Below are 16,881 nucleotides of genomic sequence, written 5' to 3' on the forward strand. Positions count from 1 at the left end.
GTTTTTTGAAACTGTGTTGCATATTATATTTATTATTAGATTTGCAACGATGTTTCAAAACTATACTATCCGCCAGTCCTTCCCTTTTTATAAACAATCCGATGCCATGGATTGCGGGCCCACCTGCCTGAAGATGATCGCCGCATACCACGGACGCGTTTACCCATTGCAGTTCCTGCGCAATGCCTGTAAGATATCCCCGCAGGGTGTCACCTTTGCTGCCCTGATAGCGGCGGCAGAACAACTGGGCTTTAAAACCCTGTCTGCAGAATTGTCTTTCAGGGTGCTGGCTAAAAAGGCTCCTTTGCCCTGTATCCTGCACTGGGATAAACAGCATTTTGTAGTACTATACCGGGTAACGGAAAAGGAAGTCTGGATCGCAGATCCGGCATTGGGCAGGCGAAGCCGCTATAGCATACCCGAATTTATGGCGGCCTGGCAGCTGGAATCGGGCTTTGGCCGCGCGCTGTTCCTGGAACCAGGCCCGGCTTTCCTGGAGGCGCCCGCTGTTACAGAGCAAGGGGCCTCACTACATTCCCTGCTGCCCTACCTGAAAGCGCATCGTAAAAGCCTTTTGCCCGTGGTGAGTACGCTGCTGCTGGTCAGTCTTTTTTCATTGCTCACGCCTTTACTTACACAGGCCATAGTAGATAAGGGTATCCGGCAACAGCAGATCTCCCTGTTACTACTGATCTGCGGCGCACAGCTGATGCTGTTCCTGGGTCGTATGGTCATGGATTTTATACGTGCCCGCCTGCTGCTGAAAATAGGCGCTCGTACGGGCATAGCGATGCTGAAGGACTTTTTGCATAAGCTGATGCGCCTGCATTTTTCATTTTTCGATAACCGCCAGGCAGGTGATAATATGCAGCGGGTGACAGATAACCAGCGCATGGAGGACTTTCTTACTTCCTCCCTCGTTTCATTTGTGATGGCCGTGGTCACCTTGTTGGTGCTTGGCGGGGTGCTGCTTTATTATAACTGGCAGATCTTTCTGCTCTTTACGGTGTTAGCTGCCGCCGGCATCATCTGGGCAGGCGCCTTTGCAGAAAAACGCAGTCGCCTTGATCAGAAAAGATTCAGGATCCTCGCCGCCAACCAAGACTCCCTGCTGGAAATATTCTCTGCCATCCAGGAAATAAAGCTTACCGGTAGCGAAGCCGCCCGGGCTGCTCATTGGGAGAAGCTGCAGGAACAATCCTGCAACGTAAAACTTGAAAACCTTAAACTGGATCAGTTCATCCAGGGAGTAGCTATGTTCATTAATGAGACCAGGAACGTGCTGATCAGCTGCCTCTCCGCCATACTGGTGGTGAAGGGCCACCTCACCCTCGGTGCGATGTTGGCGGTCACCTATATCTGCGGGCAACTCAACGCACCTGTCACACAGCTCACAGAGTTTATCCGTATTGCCCAGCACACCCGCTTTAGCCTGCGCCGTATGGCCGAAGTGCACAATGAGCCGGATGAAGATCCTCCGCATGCGCCCTACATACCGCCCGCCCTGGTAACCGGGAAGGATATACGTTTGCAGCAGGTCTCTTTCCAGTACGGACATAAACATGCTCCTTTTGTACTGAACAACATCAGCCTGCAGATCCCCGCTGGAAAAGTAACAGCCATCGTGGGCATGAGCGGCAGCGGTAAAACAACCCTGCTGAAGCTCCTGCTGAAATTCTATCAGCCGGTGCAGGGAGAAATCTTCGTTGGAGATACCGGCCTGCAGCAGCTCCCTGCAAAAGCATGGCGCCGTTACTGCGGCGCCGTTATGCAGGATGGATACGTATTCCGTGATACCATCGCCAATAATATCTGTACCGGTACTGCTCACCGCGACGAGGCCCGGCTGCAGGAAGCCTGCAAAATGGCTAATATACACGACTTCTTTGCCGCTATGCCTTTCGGCTACGAAACGTATATCGGCAAAGACGGTTACGGTCTCAGCGAAGGTCAGATCCAGCGCCTGCTCATTGCCCGCCTGATCTACCGCAATCCTTCGCTGGTGTTGCTGGACGAAGCCACTAATTCCCTGGATGCACATAATGAACGCGATATCATCAATAACCTGCAGGGATTCTTTGCAGGTAAGACCGTGGTAGTGGTTGCCCACCGCCTTAGCACCGTCAGGCATGCCGACCAGATACTGGTCATGGATAAAGGCGCCATCGTGGAAAGCGGTACACATGATGTGCTCACCGCTGGCAAAGGCGCATATTATCAACTCATAAAGAACCAGCTGGAGCTGGGAAAATGATATGACACCAAAAATATTTCCATACATACTGGCGCGTTACGCCTCCCTGCCATTCAGTACCCTGGCCGGTTGGCAACTGACCGGCATCAACACGTATGTAAAGGCGGGAGAGCAGCTGCAGGCTGATATCCTGCAGCAAAAAAATGCGCTTTGTGACCTCCTCTTTACTGCTATCAGCCAGCAAACAAATAACAAGGAACGGCAACGCCTGCTGCAGTTGAAACGTGACATCTTTAACGGTAAGGTCCCGGCACGTGCTGCAATAGTTGCCGGCGATCAATTGACTGCCGCTTTGGAAGCCTACCGCAATATATCCGGGCAGAAGCAGCAGCTGCTGCAGGAGTGGGAAGATACTTTCAATGCCCGGGTCATCCAACACCGGCAACAGTTGCAGGCCTGCACACAGCAGGAGCTCCTGCGTAAGGGGATCCTTTTATCAAGCCCGGTGCTCTATACGCAGCTGGATAGCTTTGCTGATGCCGATCCGGTTGCCTTCCGTAACCGCGAACTGAAGAATGAGTATAGCCTGCTCCGTTATCTCAGCCGTATGGCTGCCAAAACATCGCCCTTCAGCACCTTTACCTATACAGGTGTTGCCACCCCCGGTGAGGAACAAGAATATTTCCGCCAGCCATCCGTTCACCAACAGATCCACAGTAGCATCCGGCTCAATAATGCATTGTTCACTTATATCCGCGCGCTGATAGTCCATCATCCTGTTCTGAATGAGATCCTGGAAGTACGGTTAAATGTGACCGCTGCTATCCATGAAGAGCAGCTGCACTTCCTCATCAATTATTTTAATGTGGAAGCATTCCAACGATCGCCGGCGCGTAATCTGCCTCTTTGGTTATACAGTTTCCTGCAGAAGGAACAAGGGCCATTTACCATCGCTTCACTGCTGGATATCCTGGCAAAACAGATCCCCGATACAGACCGTCAGAGCATTAAAGCCTTTGTGCTTAAACTGGCAGGCAGCGGTTTCCTGGAATTGGGTATAGGTTGCTCCGGAGTAGATCCCGCCTGGGATACAGCCCTTGCTGATTTCCTACAACCGCATATACATCACACCGCCATTGCATCACTGTATAATTTACTGCAAACACTGGCCGCACAGAAAGCTGCCTATGCAGGCGCTGCGTCCCGTGCACGACAAGCCTTGTTGCAGGGAACTGCTGCCATGTTGAACCAATGCTTTAAGGGTTTGCAGCAGGAAGCCGGTCTGCCAGTCCTTGTTTCCGTTACAGATACAGGTCCAGCTGACTTTGAAGTGAACCGCTTTGCCCACCGGGATTTTGAGCCACAGGATATTTTTTATGAAGATGCCAGCACAGCAACACATGAACGCTTGCCCGCCGCAGCCCTCAGCTCCTTCGTTGAAAAAGCCGACTGCTTATTAACCCTGCTGGAGCCCCTGGATGTCTTACGGGAAGAGCGGATACGCATGCGGGACTTCTTTCTGCAGCACTACGGGTCAAAACACCAGGAAAGCTTCACCGGTTTCTATCACGCGTACTTCCTGCATGAAAAAAAGCCTGCTTTAGCTGATCAACAGGAGCAAGGTAACCGTTCATCGAAGATAATAAACATTCCTGCTGCACTGCAACTAACCATAGATCCAACACGGGTTAATATGTATCTACAAGGATCATTACCTGTCACCTCCGCCGCTGCCCGGGGCCTGTTCGTGCAATTCTACAACGAGCTGCAGGATGGAGTACCGCTGCTGCATGGTGTGATCAATGCTCCTTTACCGGGCATGGGAAAAGTAGCAGGACGCTTTCTGCATCTTTTTGACGCGGAAGTGACCAGGGCCTTCCTGGAATGGAACACCGCCCTGCACCCTGCGAAGATGCTCATGGAATTGAACGACGGCTCTACCTTCAATGCCAATATTCATCCACCGCTGCTTCCTTATGAAATAAGCATGCCCGGTGGTAACAACAACTATCCGTCTCAGGGGCAGATACCGCTCCGCGACATTCAGGTGCGGTACAACCCGGAGACAGACTTGCTGGCATTGCATCATAGCAGCGGACCTGAAATATATGCTTATGATCTTTGCCTGGAGTCTTTTTACAACCGCTCCCATGGCTATCAGCTGCTGGCGCATTTTAATGCAGATCACCGCCTTCCCCTGCGTCAGCTGATCGCTGCAGTAGATCAACGCCACGCACAAACCTTCACACCGGAACAGGATATACAGCTGAAACCACGTATCGTGTTTGAAGGAACAGTAATACTGCGCAGGCAAGGCTGGCTGCTTAGCACTGCAGTCATCCCGGTACAGGGAAACAACGAAACAGATGCGGCTTACTTTGTCCGCCTCCACACCTGGCGTGAACTACATCAGCTGCCTGAGCATGTTTTCCTTTTCCTCAGGTCGCCTTACATCCCCGCTACACCAGATAACCCTGGTAAGTTGCAGCGGGATGATTACAAGCCACAATACATTTGCTTCACACAACCGCTGTTGGTGACGCTCTTCAAAAAACTACTTTCCCGCGCAGGATCATATTGTTACCTGGAAGAAATGTTACCGCATGCCGCTCACCTGCAGAAACCTGACGCCACGGTAACTGAATATATGTTGCACTGGTATAAACGCTGATCTATGGAAAACACCTGGTTGTCCGCTCATATCTTTTACAATGGCCATCCGCACCTCTTGTTAAATAACCTGGTATCGCCTTTACTCGAGCGTACAGGCTACAGCGCCTTTTTTGTCCGTTACTGGGAGAATGGTCCGCATATTCGTTTGCGTATGCAGGTTAGCATAGATGACCTTGGCAAACTGAAAATACTGCTGGCAGATCAATGCCGTAGCTTCTTTGCATACTACCCGGCCTTGCACCGCCATGATGCATTGCAGTTCATTCCCTACCAGCCGGAGCTGCAACGGTATGGCAATGTACAAAGCCTGCCATGGGCAGAACGGCAGTTTGTAGCCTCTTCTTCATACGTATTGCAGCATCTTCGCAATACATCTTCCTGGGATGATTCCGTGGCCCTTCTGCATGCCATCCGCCTTAACATGGCGCTGTTGTTTGCCTTGCAGGAAGAACAGGCATTTACGCTGTATTGCTGCCGGAGTTTTATAAAAGCATGGATGCGCCGGCTCTTTGACCCTGCTAAAGATGCGCAGGAACAGGAGCGGCATTACACCGCGCTCATGCAATCGCGTTTTGAAACGCATGCAGCAACGCTAACGACCGCTACCGCTCAGTTATGGGAAAGCATGGAACAGCAAAAAACAGCACCCGGCCTGCAAACCTTCATTTATCAGAACCGCGAGATAGCCGCTCAATATCGTAAGCTGGGTTTCGATGCAGCCAGGTATTGTGGTATCATCGGCAGCTTTATGCATATGAGCCACAACCGCCTGGGAGTGTCTAATCTTGACGAAGCTTACATCATGTTCTTTACCTTAAAATGCATGGAGCATATTTATGCACACATGGGCGCCTGAAGAAAAGCAGACCGTTGAGGCAGAGCTATTCCGCATTGCCGGCAGCCTTTTGCATACCATTAGCCAGGATGCCGTTCGTGCCAGGCTGGAGAATGGCGCCAGCATTGATCTGTTTAACGGTACTGCCGGTGTGATCATATTCTACCTGCACCTGTATAAATGCTATCAAATCCCGGCTTACCTGGAAGCCTGTGAATCTGCAACAGATGCCTTGCTGCAGCATCCCGCTGTATTACAGCAGCAATATTACACCTTGTACACCGGCGCCACGGGTCTGTTATATCTGTGCATTAAAATGTATGAGGCCACCAGTAAAGAAAGCTACCTGTCGCACGCAATGAAACTGCTGCAGCATTACGAACACGGCATCCTGGAAAAGGTTGTGCAGGACGATCTTATCAGTGGCCACGCCGGTAATATTTTCGTACTCACGTACCTGCATGCGCATACACAACATGACTCCCTGCCAGTATTGATACGGCAGCTTACAGATAAGATGATCCACCATGCCCGTATTGCACCGCAAGGCTTACGATGGGGGCATATCAAACGCTCTTTTGACTGCCTGACAGGCTTTTCCCATGGTGCATCCGGCATCGCTTATGCCTTACTGCAGGCTGCGCAATATTTTAACGATGAGGGTCTGTATTACCTGGCTAAACAGGCGCTGAGCTATGAAATGTTGTACTATGATGAGCCTAGCAATAATTGGCTGGATCTGCGTCTTACCAGTACCCGCATAAGCGAGGACGCTCTACTGAACTGGGGACCATCCGTTTTCCGGAAATATGCCAGTAACATCAACAGCTGGGCGCATGGCGCCGCCGGCATCGGCCTGGCCCGTTTGTGTGCATGGCAGCTCACAGGTGAGGATAGTTATGCCGAGCACATTCAGCTCATTATCCAACGTTGTCTGCAAGACCTGCAGGAACTAAAGCGCGGCGACTTCACTCTATGCAGTGGTTACGGAGGTATAGCTGCTTTCCTGTTGAAGGCTGCCGATTTATTGCAGCAACCGGCACTACACTTACCTGTACAACAAACGGCGTTGGCCGCAGTTCGTTATTATCAACGATATGGCACTTATAATAGCTTTGTACCTGACAACAACAACGATCCAGGGCTGTTCTCCGGTATGGCAGGTGTCGGCTGTCTGCTGCTAAGCGCATTGTTTCCCGGTAACAAGAATGACATTACTCATCCCGCCATCCCGCTTTCCTCTCACCTGACTTCCCTCTACCAGCCAGGCGAAGTGAAGAGGCAGCTGTTCTCCGCTTATTATAAAACCGCCATTTCTCTTTTGCACCTGGATATGAAAGATCTGGCAGCCATTGACAGCATACAGGCATTTGAAACACTGCTGCTGGCTAAAATAGCTGCACTGCCGCCCACACAACGCCTCAATGCACAGGATTGCTACGCATTTGAACATGGCATTACCACGCTATGGAAACACCACAAAGGCCTGCTGTACTATACACAATACAAAGAGCTATTGCAGGTATCAGCCAATACACTGCTGCATGCGTCTGACACTGAATTAATGAAAAGTATACTTGTGCCTGCCAATGAATTCCGGCTTTGCAGCACGGCGGCTAATACACTTTCCTGCTGCCACGAATATGGCGTTGCTACTTTTTCCATTGGAAGGCTGACAGCTATATTACTGAATATGTTTGCCCCGGGAAGAACATTGAAGGAGATCATACGGCAGATAATGGACAACCATTTTAATGAGACCGATAGGGAAACGCAACAGCAGATGATCAGGACGGTTATTGACCAGGTCAGGTCTATGTTACGGCAGGGGCTTATCACAGGCGCTTAACCAGGGTCCTCAGTTTATGAAAAGGGGCTGCTCCCATAACGGGAACAGCCCCTAACGACGAACAGTATGTGGACTTACGCACAAATGATAGTAGTGCACAGGTGACCTTCGTCATCTGTAGCCAGCGTATGCGTAGGATGGCTTTGACCTGCCAGGCCGCCGGCCAGGCGCATATTCATTTCACTGTCAATGCTGGTAACAAAGCTGTCAATTTTCAGATCATCGATGCTCAGTCTGAGCTGGTTTGCTTGGTTCTCTTTCATAAAATAGAGTTTTTAGAGTTTGAACGCCTACTTATTCTGGGGTTTCGGCATTATCCCCGATTGCAATCCTATTTTTAAATCTTCGATAGTGATCATCACAACCTCAAGCCCACAAAAGTCTTCACCGACAGGGGCGCTCCCTCCACATAGTAATAGCTCTTCACTCCGGGATAAATAGATCCCACCAGTATATCCCCGCTGGAGAAATACCGCTTGTTGGTAATATTATCAGCCACCACCCGCACATACCACCTCCCCGCATCATACGCCATACCCGCATCAAACTTTGTATATCCTTTCAGGTACACATCTCGGGTATACGTAGCTGTCCTCGTCACCGTAGCTTGTCCCGCACTGATACTCAACCTCGACGACGCCTGCAAGGGAATGCTATACTGGATCCAGCTGTTAATGGTCTGCTCCGGTATGTAAGCCAGCTTTGCACCCTCATTATCTTTATTGGAATCCTTGCTGGTAACCGCGTGTGTATAAGCATAATTGGCCGAAACAGACAAGCGATCAGATATCCTTCCCAACACATCTGCATCCACGCCTGTACTCGTCGCCTGTCCTATCTGCCTTCTATATCCCCTGTGCTGCAGATCAGTGACCAGCAAATTATTCTTGACGATCCGGTAAGCAGACAAGCTGGTAATCAGCCTCCGCTGAAACCATTCCCTTTTTGCGCCCACTTCAAAGCTGTTGCCCCGCAACGGTTTAAAATCATTGCCTTCAAAATCCGCCCCTGGCTGGGGAATAAATGACTGATCATACAATGCATAGACAGCTGTATACGCTCCGAATAAGCGGGTAATGCCCAGGCGCGGCGAAAATGCCGTCTCATCTTTCAGCGGCCGTTTTGCATCCGTCGTAACCGGCGTGTTCAAGGTGAACCGCCCCCCGAAGTTTAACAGCCAGTTATTGTATAACCGGGTAGTACTGTATGCAAATGCAGACCACCAGCCATTCTCCCGCAGCAGGAGGGAGGGCTTACCCAGCATACGAACGCTGTCGGTAGGCAGCCCGTACTGCGGGTTGTTTCTGTCAAAAACAAAACTGTGCTGCCCATATGCATTCGAATAATTGTCCTTACTATAGTTGTAATCAATTCCCCCTGCTATCCGGTGTTCAATATGGTTTCCACTGTTCAGCTGTCCATTTACATACACTTGCGCCGCGGCCACTTTGCCCGTAATGCTATTGAACACAGGCATTCGCCTGGTAATGTTCGTGCTGTCAAAATTCACCGGCGAATAATTATCCGACAAGAGATACCAGGTCTCAGCAGGCGTAACAGTATATTTTGACTGTATCGAGAGCCGCCAGCGCTCATTCAGGCGATGCGAGACAAGAAGCCGGAAATTTTCCGACTGTGTATACGACTGCGGCAGTCCCGGGTCACCTGCATAATTGTTGCCAACCCTGTCTTTCAGCACATCAGCAGCTGTACCAACTTTGGTTACACTGCTGCCGCCGTCGGCTGTCGTGCGGATCAGATCATACTCGGCCAGTACATAGGTACCTGGATTAAAATTGTACTGTATTACCGGCGCCACCACATATTTCTTCGTCTTGATAAAATCCATGAAACTGTTCTGCTGCTGGTATGCAGCATTCATCCGGTAAGAAAAGCCCTTTGCCTGCACCATGCTCCCTATGTCTGCAGATGCCCTTAACAGGCCATAACTGCCTCCTGCAATTTCCAGCTGCCGTATCCTTTGTTGCCTGGGTGTTTTGGTGGTTATGTTCATACTACCTCCCGGCTCTCCGGATGATATCAGGAACCCTGCCGGGCCTTTTATGAAATCCACCCGCTCAATGATCGCTGCGTCCTCCGACAGTGTACTGAAGTCACTGCGTTGCGGCATACCATTCAGATAGGTGGCTGCACTGAACCCGCGCATCAGTACCACAGTAGATGCGTCAAAAACAGAACTGTTATAGCCGAATTTCACCCCGCTGGCATTGCGGGCAATATCCTTCATCACCAAACCGCCCTGCTCGCGTATCAGGTCGCCGGTAACCCCCGCAATGTGCTGTGGTGTTTCCAGTAATCGTCCTTCCAGGCGCAGCACCGGCGACATACTATCTGCCTTCAATGTTCTTTTCTTTTCCAGCACCTCAATTTCCCGTAGCCGTTCCTTACGAAGGCTGTCACCCTTGTGTTGTGCGTAACCGTAAACTGTTGCGCCGCATAAATAAACCAGTATAGGTAAAGTTCTCTTCATGGTATGAAACCGTTTATTTCAGACTTTTAAATTTTAAAACGATCATTCCCGCTGCCAGCCATCCGGCGCACAGCAGCAGCAGGTAGGCAATCCCTTTGCGCCACCTTGCGGGCCCCTCCCGGTCATATTCAGGGAGATAGTCAGGGAGTGCCTGGTAGGTGGCCGCTGTAAACAGCTGATCATTGAAATGTAGCCCGTAAAAGAAATGTTTCCATTTACTGCGAAACACATTTGCCTGCTCACGGAACCGGTCATAGTCTCCTACATCAGTGCGTGCAATGCTGTTCAATAAGGTCTGTGCATAAACAGCCGGATTGTAGTAGTAAGAAGCCTTTACCGCCTGCACGTTCTCCTGCCTGGCCGCCGCCTGTACATCAATAACCCGCTGCATCCGCCGGGCCACCAGCTCATAGTACGCCATAGCGCGCCTGCTGCTGGCGGCTCCTGTGTCATAAGCCTGCCGGTTACGGTATTGCGGGTATATGGTATAAAAGCTGTCCAGTAATTGTTTTTTGGGCAGTTCCCAGGTTTCCCATTCTATTTCCCTTTGTTGAGAAGCATTACCAACTGTTTGATCCGTATAAGCCTGGTTCGTCATAAACCGGCATCCCGCCGGGATCACTATCAGTAAGAGCAACCAGGCTGCCAGCATGGAGATAAGGTTCACTGCTGCAGCTGCATTCCATGAAAGGATAAACCAGATCAGCGACATCCAGAAAGCTATATAAGCGCTGCATACTCCCAGCCAGGCCGCTAATTCCCGCCATGAAAGATGATCTCCGGCAGGGGCAACCAGCATTCCCGATACACTGATCACGATGATGCCCGCTACTAAGATGAGATAACGTACCAGCAGCCTTATGAGCAGTATCCGCGTAAGACTGCCATGTTGTACCAGCAGCAGAGGCAGCGTGCCCTGTTCCTTTTCCTGTGACAGCAGGTTATAGCTGAGACAAATGGCTATCAACGGTAGCAGGTAAATGAACAGGAAGGCCATATCAAAATTTCCTGAGAGTAGCTGTTCCGGGTTAGTTACTTTCTCTTCCGCGGGCACGTAACCGCCTTTAACACTAATCGGATAATAATACCTGGCGATATCACTCATCCCAATAGACAACAGCGAGAAAATGCCAGGTTGATGATACACACTACGATGCAAACGAAAATCAACTACCGCCGGATTGGTAGCGACCATATGGTCCGTTTTGCCTTTCGGCGTGCTGGTATCCGCTTTCAATTGTTCGTTCAGCTTCACATACTGTAGCTGGTAGTCCGCCTGCAGACTGTCAAGCGTTGCTCTTTGTGATATCGATACACTCCGGCCATATAGTAAGGCAATGGCGGCGGCCACCAAGAAAATGCTCATCAATACCGGTAATACGGCGCTTCGTAGCAGCTGGCGGATTTCCACCTGCAACACTAGTTTAACAACGGGCAGTATGTTATAGGAAAGCTTCATAGCTGGCAGATCTCTTTAACAGTAAAACACTTAGCGGTAACCACAACAACAGTGATAACAGCGGCCACACCTGGCCACGTAATACGGTGACTATGTCCGGAGGGGTATGATCAAACTGTGGCATCGCTTTGTAGAAATGCTGGTCAGCCTTACCCTTATACGCAAGCTGCATGTTCAATCGCCGGATGAAATCATTGCGATACCGCCGTGCGCCCGAATCAAAATATTGGTGATGCGCATAGTCCGTACCGCAGAATGCCATTGAAATGCTGCGCATAGACAGGTAAGGGTCTGCTAATGCTGCATAGCGGCTAATATTGTTCTGCAGCCTTATGATGCTGTCAGTTTCCGCGGCATATTTGTCATATACCATCTGTGCATAATCTTCACTGGCCTGCATGCGGATCGCGTCAAAGTTTACCGGCAATTGGCTCACATCCCTAACCTGGTATTGCTTCAACACCTGCTCCTGCAGTTTTTCCATACGTTCTTCCCTTGGATCATCTCCATTGATGCCCATGCGGATCGCCCTTTCTATTTTTTCCTGTAAGGCATGCTGGGAGGGAAGTGGATACAGGCTTTTTCCAATGGCTGCCGTAAGCCTGGGCGCCATCACATTCCACAACAACCATATACTTACCAGTATAAGTAATGATTGCCGCCCGTTCTTTGCCCGCGCAGATACTGCCATTCCCAGCAGAACGAATATGCTGCCATAGCATGCATAACAGATCGTAAGCAATATGATCCGGAACAGGTCAATACCAGCAAGGGTATGACCGTTCATCAAAAGCAATGGCGGCAGGTATAACAACAGTCCGCTCAGCAGTATGCCATTTATAACCAACAGGTGCAGCGCCGCTTTCCCGCGCAGTATAGCAGCTTTCCCCGCGCCCTGTAACAATAGCAGGCTTAATGTACCGGAAGCTTGTTCCTGTGTATAGCTGTTATAGCAATAGAATAGGATGAACAGCGGAAAAAAGAGCTGTAGTACACTCGCCATAGTAAGGTTGCCAAACCGTAGATAAGCATCTGCCGGGCGCAGGGGAGGAGTGGCCATACTATGCTGTATATGCGCTTCTACACGCATGGTATACCCGCTGATATCATCAAGCCCTTTATCAAAGCTGCTCAGCGTGCTAAGCGGTTTGAAGATATAGGTGCCGAAATGTGCTGCGCTATGCGGGTCGCCGGCTTGCAGCTGCTCCCATTGCACGCGGAAATGTGCGTTGGCGGCATTACGTTCCCGCTGTAATCCCGATTGTTGTATGCTGCTGCCCGTAAAGGCAATGCCCAGCAATAACAGCAAAGGGAATAGAGTAGCGGCCAGCGTCCGGCTGCGAAGCGCCATCCGCCATTCTTTCAGGACTAATATTTTAAGCATGTTATTATAGTGCTGCGGTCATGTGTTCCATATAAATGCTTTCCAGTGTGTAGTGGTCTATGGCGGCGGCTTCCATGACCGTCAACAGCCTGCCTTCTTTCATAATACCGATCCGGGTGGCGATCGCCCTGGCATGATATAGATCGTGTGTGGCCATCAGCACAGCGCCTCCGTCATTGCTGAACCGGCGTAGCAAAGAAGAGAATTCATGACTGGCCCTTGGGTCCAGGCCAGAAGTGGGCTCATCCAGCAAGAGCGCAGCGGCGTTCTTTGCCATCGCAATAGCAATGCTTACTTTTTGCCGCATGCCTTTGGAATAAGTTTGAACCCGCCGCTGAATGGCATCTTCCTGCAAACCACTATCCAGCAAAAGCTGTATGTAATGCTCCTTTGGGAATTCCCTTCCGCTCAGCGCATGAAAGAACTGCAGGTTTTCCAGCCCGCTCAGGTAAGGATACAGCATAACGGTCTCGGGAATATAGGCTATATGCCGCCGGGCTTCCTGCCGGTGTTGCGCTACATCAATTCCGTTTACCAATGCAGTGCCGCTGCTGGGTGCTAAGAATCCCAGGAAGCAATTAATAGTGGTGGTCTTACCGGCGCCATTTGGTCCCAGCAGGCAAAATATCTCGCCTTTGCCAACCACCAGGTTAAGCGCGTGCAGCGCAGTATGCTGCCCGAATTGCCGGGTCAGCGCAATAGCTTGCAACATAACTTACGTGAATACAGTTTCAATAGAATGGATAAGGAGAAAGCATGCTTATAGCATCATAGCGGGGGGCCCTTTATTGGCATGTACGTATATCATGCCGGGGTAAGCGGGCGAAGGGCGGAAGGTATAAGCAATATAGCGACAGGGTAGTAGCGGTAGCGCAGCTGTAACAAACGGTAGCTCCGCATCTTTTGTCAGATGATAATCGCAGATGGCGCAATAATGCGCGGTGCTAAGTTGATGTCCGGTAGTGTTCTCAGTCTTTCCGGATGGCGCGTAATCATGACGATGCAATAACTTCACCCCCTGCACAAAGAACAGCACAGCCATTAAGGCAATGGCTGGCAGTTTATGAAGCAGCAATGAAGAATTATTACGCATAGCACAAATATAGCTACAACTTATTTAAAATGTAACAATGTTGCAAAAAAAATATTTAAAATAGGCGGGCCACACCTGTTCCGTATCAGTATACGTACAGGCATGGCCCTTTGTTATTGTATGTAGTGCTTATGCGATGTTAATAAGCCGGGGTCCTTTTTTCCTGGCTTCTTCCCGTTTAGGGATCTCCAGCTTCAGGATACCATTTTCATATCTTGCTGCTATCTTGTCTTCATCCACCACATCCTTTGGTAATATAAACACGCGTTGGAATGACTGATAGCTGAATTCGCGGCGGCTGTATTTTTCATCGTTGCCTCCCTCCGTTATCTCCTGCTGGGTTTCAGAGGAGATGGTCAGCGTGTTGCCATCCAGCTGCACTTTAAAATCTTCTTTTTTCATACCGGGAGCAGCTACTTCCACTTCAAAATGCTCATTTGTTTCCTTAATGTTTACTGCGGGGATGGTCGTGTTGGTAGAAGAGAAATTGTTGGTACCCCAGTTGAAGGCGTCCCTGCCAAACAGGTCGTCAAAAAAGCCTGACAGCGTTGGGAATTGATCGGTGGTTCTTCTGGCGAGTGACATAATTACCTCCTTTTTATTGTTAATAATTTTGTTACTCAATTACAAAAAATCACCGATCAAGCCCTGTGCCAGGGCCACCAGCGGGGGTTTTATGTAAATTTTGACAGAAAAAAATGTCAGGAGTGCCCATGTTCTTGAAATTTTGACAGCATGCGCATGCCCTTCAGTACACTATAACAAGTCTTCTTCCCTGATAAGATTATGCTTTAACGCAAATACTACTACACCGGCGGTATTCTTCACATTCATTTTTTCGAGGATGCGGGTACGGTGCCCTTCCACCGTACGTTTGCTAAGGAATATCTTTTCTCCGATCTGCTGCGCGGTGTATTGCTGGCATATCAGCTTGATGATCTCTTTTTCACGGTCGGTAAAGCTGATCTTTTCTTTTTCACGTCTCGGGTCGAACCGGCTCTTTACGATCATGGCGGCCAGCTTGGCGGAGGTTTGGCGGCAGTAAAAAATATGATCGTCGTTCACCTGGGCAATGGCTTCCAGTATTTCCGTTTTATCTGCATTTTTGAGCAGGTAACCTTTGGCGCCTGCTTCCAGCATTTCTACGATCAGGTCTTCTTCATCAAACATGGAAAGGGCGATGATCTTCAGATCAGGATATTGCTGCAGCATGATCCGGGTAGCGGTAACACCGTCCATCCGGGGCATTTTCAAATCGGTCATGACAATATCGGCGGGGGTGGTTTCCAGCAGCTCCAGCAGTTCCCTGCCATCCGATGCCTGTCCTACCAGCTTGATGTCTTTTTGTTTGGAAAGCATTAACGCCAGCCCGTCTCTAAAGATCTCATGATCATCTGCTATCACTAATCTGATTTGTTGATCCATTGTGTTCCGTGGTAAAGTAGTAACAGTAGTAACGCTCAAAGGCCTTCGCACATCGCAAGCAATAAGGATATCGGGGTAATAGTGCCTCTTCTGTGGTAAATATACAAATTATCGGTTTTTCAGGCCGGTATTTTTATGAGATAGTGGGTGCCGTGGCCCGGTGTAGACTCAATAGCCAGCGATCCATGCATAATGTCTGTCCTGATCTCCAGGCTTTTCATGCCCAGGCCGGTAGAGTTGGTTTTTGCTTTTCTTACATCAAATCCGGCGCCGTCTTCCCGGATCAGCAGCAACAGCACGCCCTCGTCCTGGCTGAGGGATATCTGCAGCTGTTGGGCTTTGGCATGCTTAAGGGTATTCTGCACAATTTCCTGGATGATACGAAAAATGTGAATGGCCTTCTCCGGCGCTATATGTATGTCGCCCCTGGTGCGCAGGTCAATAGCAAGCGGTTGTTTTTCGCTGATCTGCTGGAGAAATTCACGGGTAGCTTCTACCAGGCCCTTGCGCTCCAGGGCGTTGGGTAGCAGGTTATGGGAGATTTGGCGCAGGTTGGTAATGGTTTCGTCAATATAACGGCTGGATTTTTCGATGATATTTTTGTCATGTTCACTTTGTGCGTCTATACTGTTCAGAATCAGCTTAACGGTAGAGAGGAGGGGGCCCGCGCTGTCGTGCAGGTCTGTGGCGATGCGTTTGCGCTCATTTTCAAGGATGGTGATCTCCGCCGTTATCCGGTCTCTCTGCAGTTTGATATAACGGCGATGGTAAAGGATGATGGACACAACGAAATAAATGATGATGATCGCAATCAGCAGTGAAATGAAGAAGGTGGTATAAAAAAGCTTATCGCCCATTATTCAAAATACCTGTTGTAATAAAGATCGTTCTTCTTTTTCGGTATTAAAAGAACGGCAACACCGTATATCAAATTTACAAAAGCATTCATATAGTTGAACATATTTATGATCTTGCCCGCCGCCGCCACATCGTTATCATAGCTGACAAAATATGCCGCATCATATATGAGCTCGTAAAGGAAGTAGATAATGAACCCCAGGCAAAGGATGAACCTTGCATTTTTGAAAAGATGCTGAGTGCCCTGTATAATGATCTGGTTAATCTGGTTTATACTGAGCAACACCAGCACAAAGGAATAGCTGGCATTGAAAAAAAGCGTGAACTGAACAATGTTGTCAAGAATAATATTTTCCGCTACCCATATCAGGCCAAAGAAAGCTGCCAGGCTATAGAATAAGGCCCGCTTTGCCTTCAGAAAGCCCCACACATGGAACTGGAAAAGCAGGATCATACACTCGATCAATGAATAGAGATTGATAGTGATCTCAGGGGTGGACTTAAGCGCGATCTTACAGATGAAGCTGATGACCTCCGAAGTGAAGGCCATCAGCAATAATAGTAAAAAGGGATGGTAGCTTTTCGTCGATCTTGCTGAAACGCACGATCCCCACTATCAG

The 16,881-nt window shown here is 49.6% G+C and carries 14 protein-coding genes; 4 read left to right on the plus strand and 10 right to left on the minus strand.

Translation table 11 applies throughout. From position 1 onward, the window contains the following. Positions 1 to 49 precede the first annotated feature (49 nt). The 4 genes from ACR9Y8_RS27130 to ACR9Y8_RS27145 are packed head-to-tail and all read left to right on the plus strand — an operon-like array spanning position 50 to position 7,551. On the plus strand, positions 50 to 2,254 hold the full coding sequence (locus ACR9Y8_RS27130) for a peptidase domain-containing ABC transporter (RefSeq protein ID WP_481216431.1): 2,205 nt from the start codon (positions 50 to 52) through the stop codon (positions 2,252 to 2,254). A 1-nt stretch (position 2,255) separates the two neighbouring features. Next, on the plus strand, positions 2,256 to 4,865 hold the full coding sequence (locus ACR9Y8_RS27135; RefSeq protein WP_481216432.1) for a lantibiotic dehydratase: 2,610 nt from the start codon (positions 2,256 to 2,258) through the stop codon (positions 4,863 to 4,865). A 3-nt stretch (positions 4,866 to 4,868) separates the two neighbouring features. Further along, on the plus strand, positions 4,869 to 5,723 hold the full coding sequence (locus tag ACR9Y8_RS27140; RefSeq protein ID WP_481216433.1) for a thiopeptide-type bacteriocin biosynthesis protein: 855 nt from the start codon (positions 4,869 to 4,871) through the stop codon (positions 5,721 to 5,723). Continuing rightward, the gene (locus tag ACR9Y8_RS27145) at positions 5,704 to 7,551 is read left to right on the plus strand and encodes a lanthionine synthetase LanC family protein (RefSeq protein ID WP_481216434.1); all 1,848 of its coding nucleotides are present in this window, start codon (positions 5,704 to 5,706) and stop codon (positions 7,549 to 7,551) included. Before ACR9Y8_RS27140 ends, ACR9Y8_RS27145 begins: the two co-directional genes overlap by 20 nt. A 74-nt stretch (positions 7,552 to 7,625) precedes the next feature. On the opposite strand, the gene ACR9Y8_RS27150 is transcribed toward ACR9Y8_RS27145, so the two are convergent. From ACR9Y8_RS27150 to ACR9Y8_RS27195, 10 genes are all read right to left on the minus strand, one after another. Continuing rightward, a complete protein-coding gene (locus ACR9Y8_RS27150) occupies positions 7,626 to 7,814 on the minus strand; it encodes a pinensin family lanthipeptide (RefSeq protein WP_298738502.1) in 189 nt (62 codons plus the stop codon). Positions 7,815 to 7,909: 95 nt separating this feature from the next. Then, positions 7,910 to 10,042, minus strand: a complete 2,133-nt coding sequence (locus ACR9Y8_RS27155) for a TonB-dependent siderophore receptor (protein WP_481216435.1) — start codon at positions 10,040 to 10,042, stop codon at positions 7,910 to 7,912. A 13-nt stretch (positions 10,043 to 10,055) separates the two neighbouring features. Continuing rightward, positions 10,056 to 11,501, minus strand: a complete 1,446-nt coding sequence (locus ACR9Y8_RS27160) for a DUF3526 domain-containing protein (RefSeq protein ID WP_481216436.1) — start codon at positions 11,499 to 11,501, stop codon at positions 10,056 to 10,058. Beyond that, positions 11,485 to 12,885 carry an ABC transporter permease gene (locus ACR9Y8_RS27165; protein WP_481216437.1) on the minus strand — a complete coding sequence of 467 codons (1,401 nt, stop codon included), beginning with the start codon at positions 12,883 to 12,885 and terminating at the stop codon, positions 11,485 to 11,487. The genes ACR9Y8_RS27160 and ACR9Y8_RS27165 overlap by 17 nt, the downstream gene beginning before the upstream one ends. A 4-nt stretch (positions 12,886 to 12,889) precedes the next feature. Beyond that, on the minus strand, positions 12,890 to 13,597 hold the full coding sequence (locus ACR9Y8_RS27170; protein WP_481216438.1) for an ABC transporter ATP-binding protein: 708 nt from the start codon (positions 13,595 to 13,597) through the stop codon (positions 12,890 to 12,892). 48 nt (positions 13,598 to 13,645) lie between these two features. Then, complete coding sequence (locus ACR9Y8_RS27175) at positions 13,646 to 13,978, minus strand: hypothetical protein (protein ID WP_481216439.1); 333 nt, start codon at positions 13,976 to 13,978, stop codon at positions 13,646 to 13,648. A 129-nt stretch (positions 13,979 to 14,107) separates the two neighbouring features. Next, positions 14,108 to 14,563, minus strand: coding sequence for an Hsp20/alpha crystallin family protein (locus ACR9Y8_RS27180; RefSeq protein ID WP_481216440.1), 456 nt, complete (start codon positions 14,561 to 14,563; stop codon positions 14,108 to 14,110). Positions 14,564 to 14,734: 171 nt separating this feature from the next. Next, entirely contained in the window at positions 14,735 to 15,403 is a 669-nt protein-coding gene (locus ACR9Y8_RS27185) for a response regulator (RefSeq protein WP_481216441.1), read from the minus strand. A 119-nt stretch (positions 15,404 to 15,522) separates the two neighbouring features. After that, positions 15,523 to 16,260: a sensor histidine kinase gene (locus ACR9Y8_RS27190; RefSeq protein ID WP_481216442.1), complete on the minus strand. Its 738-nt coding sequence runs from the start codon at positions 16,258 to 16,260 to the stop codon at positions 15,523 to 15,525. Beyond that, the gene (locus ACR9Y8_RS27195) at positions 16,260 to 16,811 is read right to left on the minus strand and encodes a hypothetical protein (RefSeq protein WP_481216443.1); all 552 of its coding nucleotides are present in this window, start codon (positions 16,809 to 16,811) and stop codon (positions 16,260 to 16,262) included. Before ACR9Y8_RS27195 ends, ACR9Y8_RS27190 begins: the two co-directional genes overlap by 1 nt. Positions 16,812 to 16,881: the final 70 nt, after the last annotated feature.

The sequence above is a fragment of the Chitinophaga sp. SVR4-12A genome (assembly GCF_056754765.1).

What these genes read in the sequence shown, in the direction of transcription:
- ACR9Y8_RS27170 (WP_481216438.1), bottom strand. Translation starts at nt 13,597, where the DNA reads ATGTTGCAAGCTATTGCGCTGACCCGGCAATTCGGGCAGCATACTGCG.
- ACR9Y8_RS27150 (WP_298738502.1), bottom strand. Translation starts at nt 7,814, where the DNA reads ATGAAAGAGAACCAAGCAAACCAGCTCAGACTGAGCATCGATGATCTG.
- ACR9Y8_RS27160 (WP_481216436.1), bottom strand. Translation starts at nt 11,501, where the DNA reads ATGAAGCTTTCCTATAACATACTGCCCGTTGTTAAACTAGTGTTGCAG.
- ACR9Y8_RS27195 (WP_481216443.1), bottom strand. Translation starts at nt 16,811, where the DNA reads ATGGCCTTCACTTCGGAGGTCATCAGCTTCATCTGTAAGATCGCGCTT.
- ACR9Y8_RS27185 (WP_481216441.1), bottom strand. Translation starts at nt 15,403, where the DNA reads ATGGATCAACAAATCAGATTAGTGATAGCAGATGATCATGAGATCTTT.
- ACR9Y8_RS27155 (WP_481216435.1), bottom strand. Translation starts at nt 10,042, where the DNA reads ATGAAGAGAACTTTACCTATACTGGTTTATTTATGCGGCGCAACAGTT.
- ACR9Y8_RS27165 (WP_481216437.1), bottom strand. Translation starts at nt 12,885, where the DNA reads ATGCTTAAAATATTAGTCCTGAAAGAATGGCGGATGGCGCTTCGCAGC.
- ACR9Y8_RS27135 (WP_481216432.1), top strand. Translation starts at nt 2,256, where the DNA reads ATGACACCAAAAATATTTCCATACATACTGGCGCGTTACGCCTCCCTG.
- ACR9Y8_RS27180 (WP_481216440.1), bottom strand. Translation starts at nt 14,563, where the DNA reads ATGTCACTCGCCAGAAGAACCACCGATCAATTCCCAACGCTGTCAGGC.
- ACR9Y8_RS27130 (WP_481216431.1), top strand. Translation starts at nt 50, where the DNA reads ATGTTTCAAAACTATACTATCCGCCAGTCCTTCCCTTTTTATAAACAA.
- ACR9Y8_RS27145 (WP_481216434.1), top strand. Translation starts at nt 5,704, where the DNA reads ATGCACACATGGGCGCCTGAAGAAAAGCAGACCGTTGAGGCAGAGCTA.
- ACR9Y8_RS27175 (WP_481216439.1), bottom strand. Translation starts at nt 13,978, where the DNA reads ATGCGTAATAATTCTTCATTGCTGCTTCATAAACTGCCAGCCATTGCC.
- ACR9Y8_RS27190 (WP_481216442.1), bottom strand. Translation starts at nt 16,260, where the DNA reads ATGGGCGATAAGCTTTTTTATACCACCTTCTTCATTTCACTGCTGATT.
- ACR9Y8_RS27140 (WP_481216433.1), top strand. Translation starts at nt 4,869, where the DNA reads ATGGAAAACACCTGGTTGTCCGCTCATATCTTTTACAATGGCCATCCG.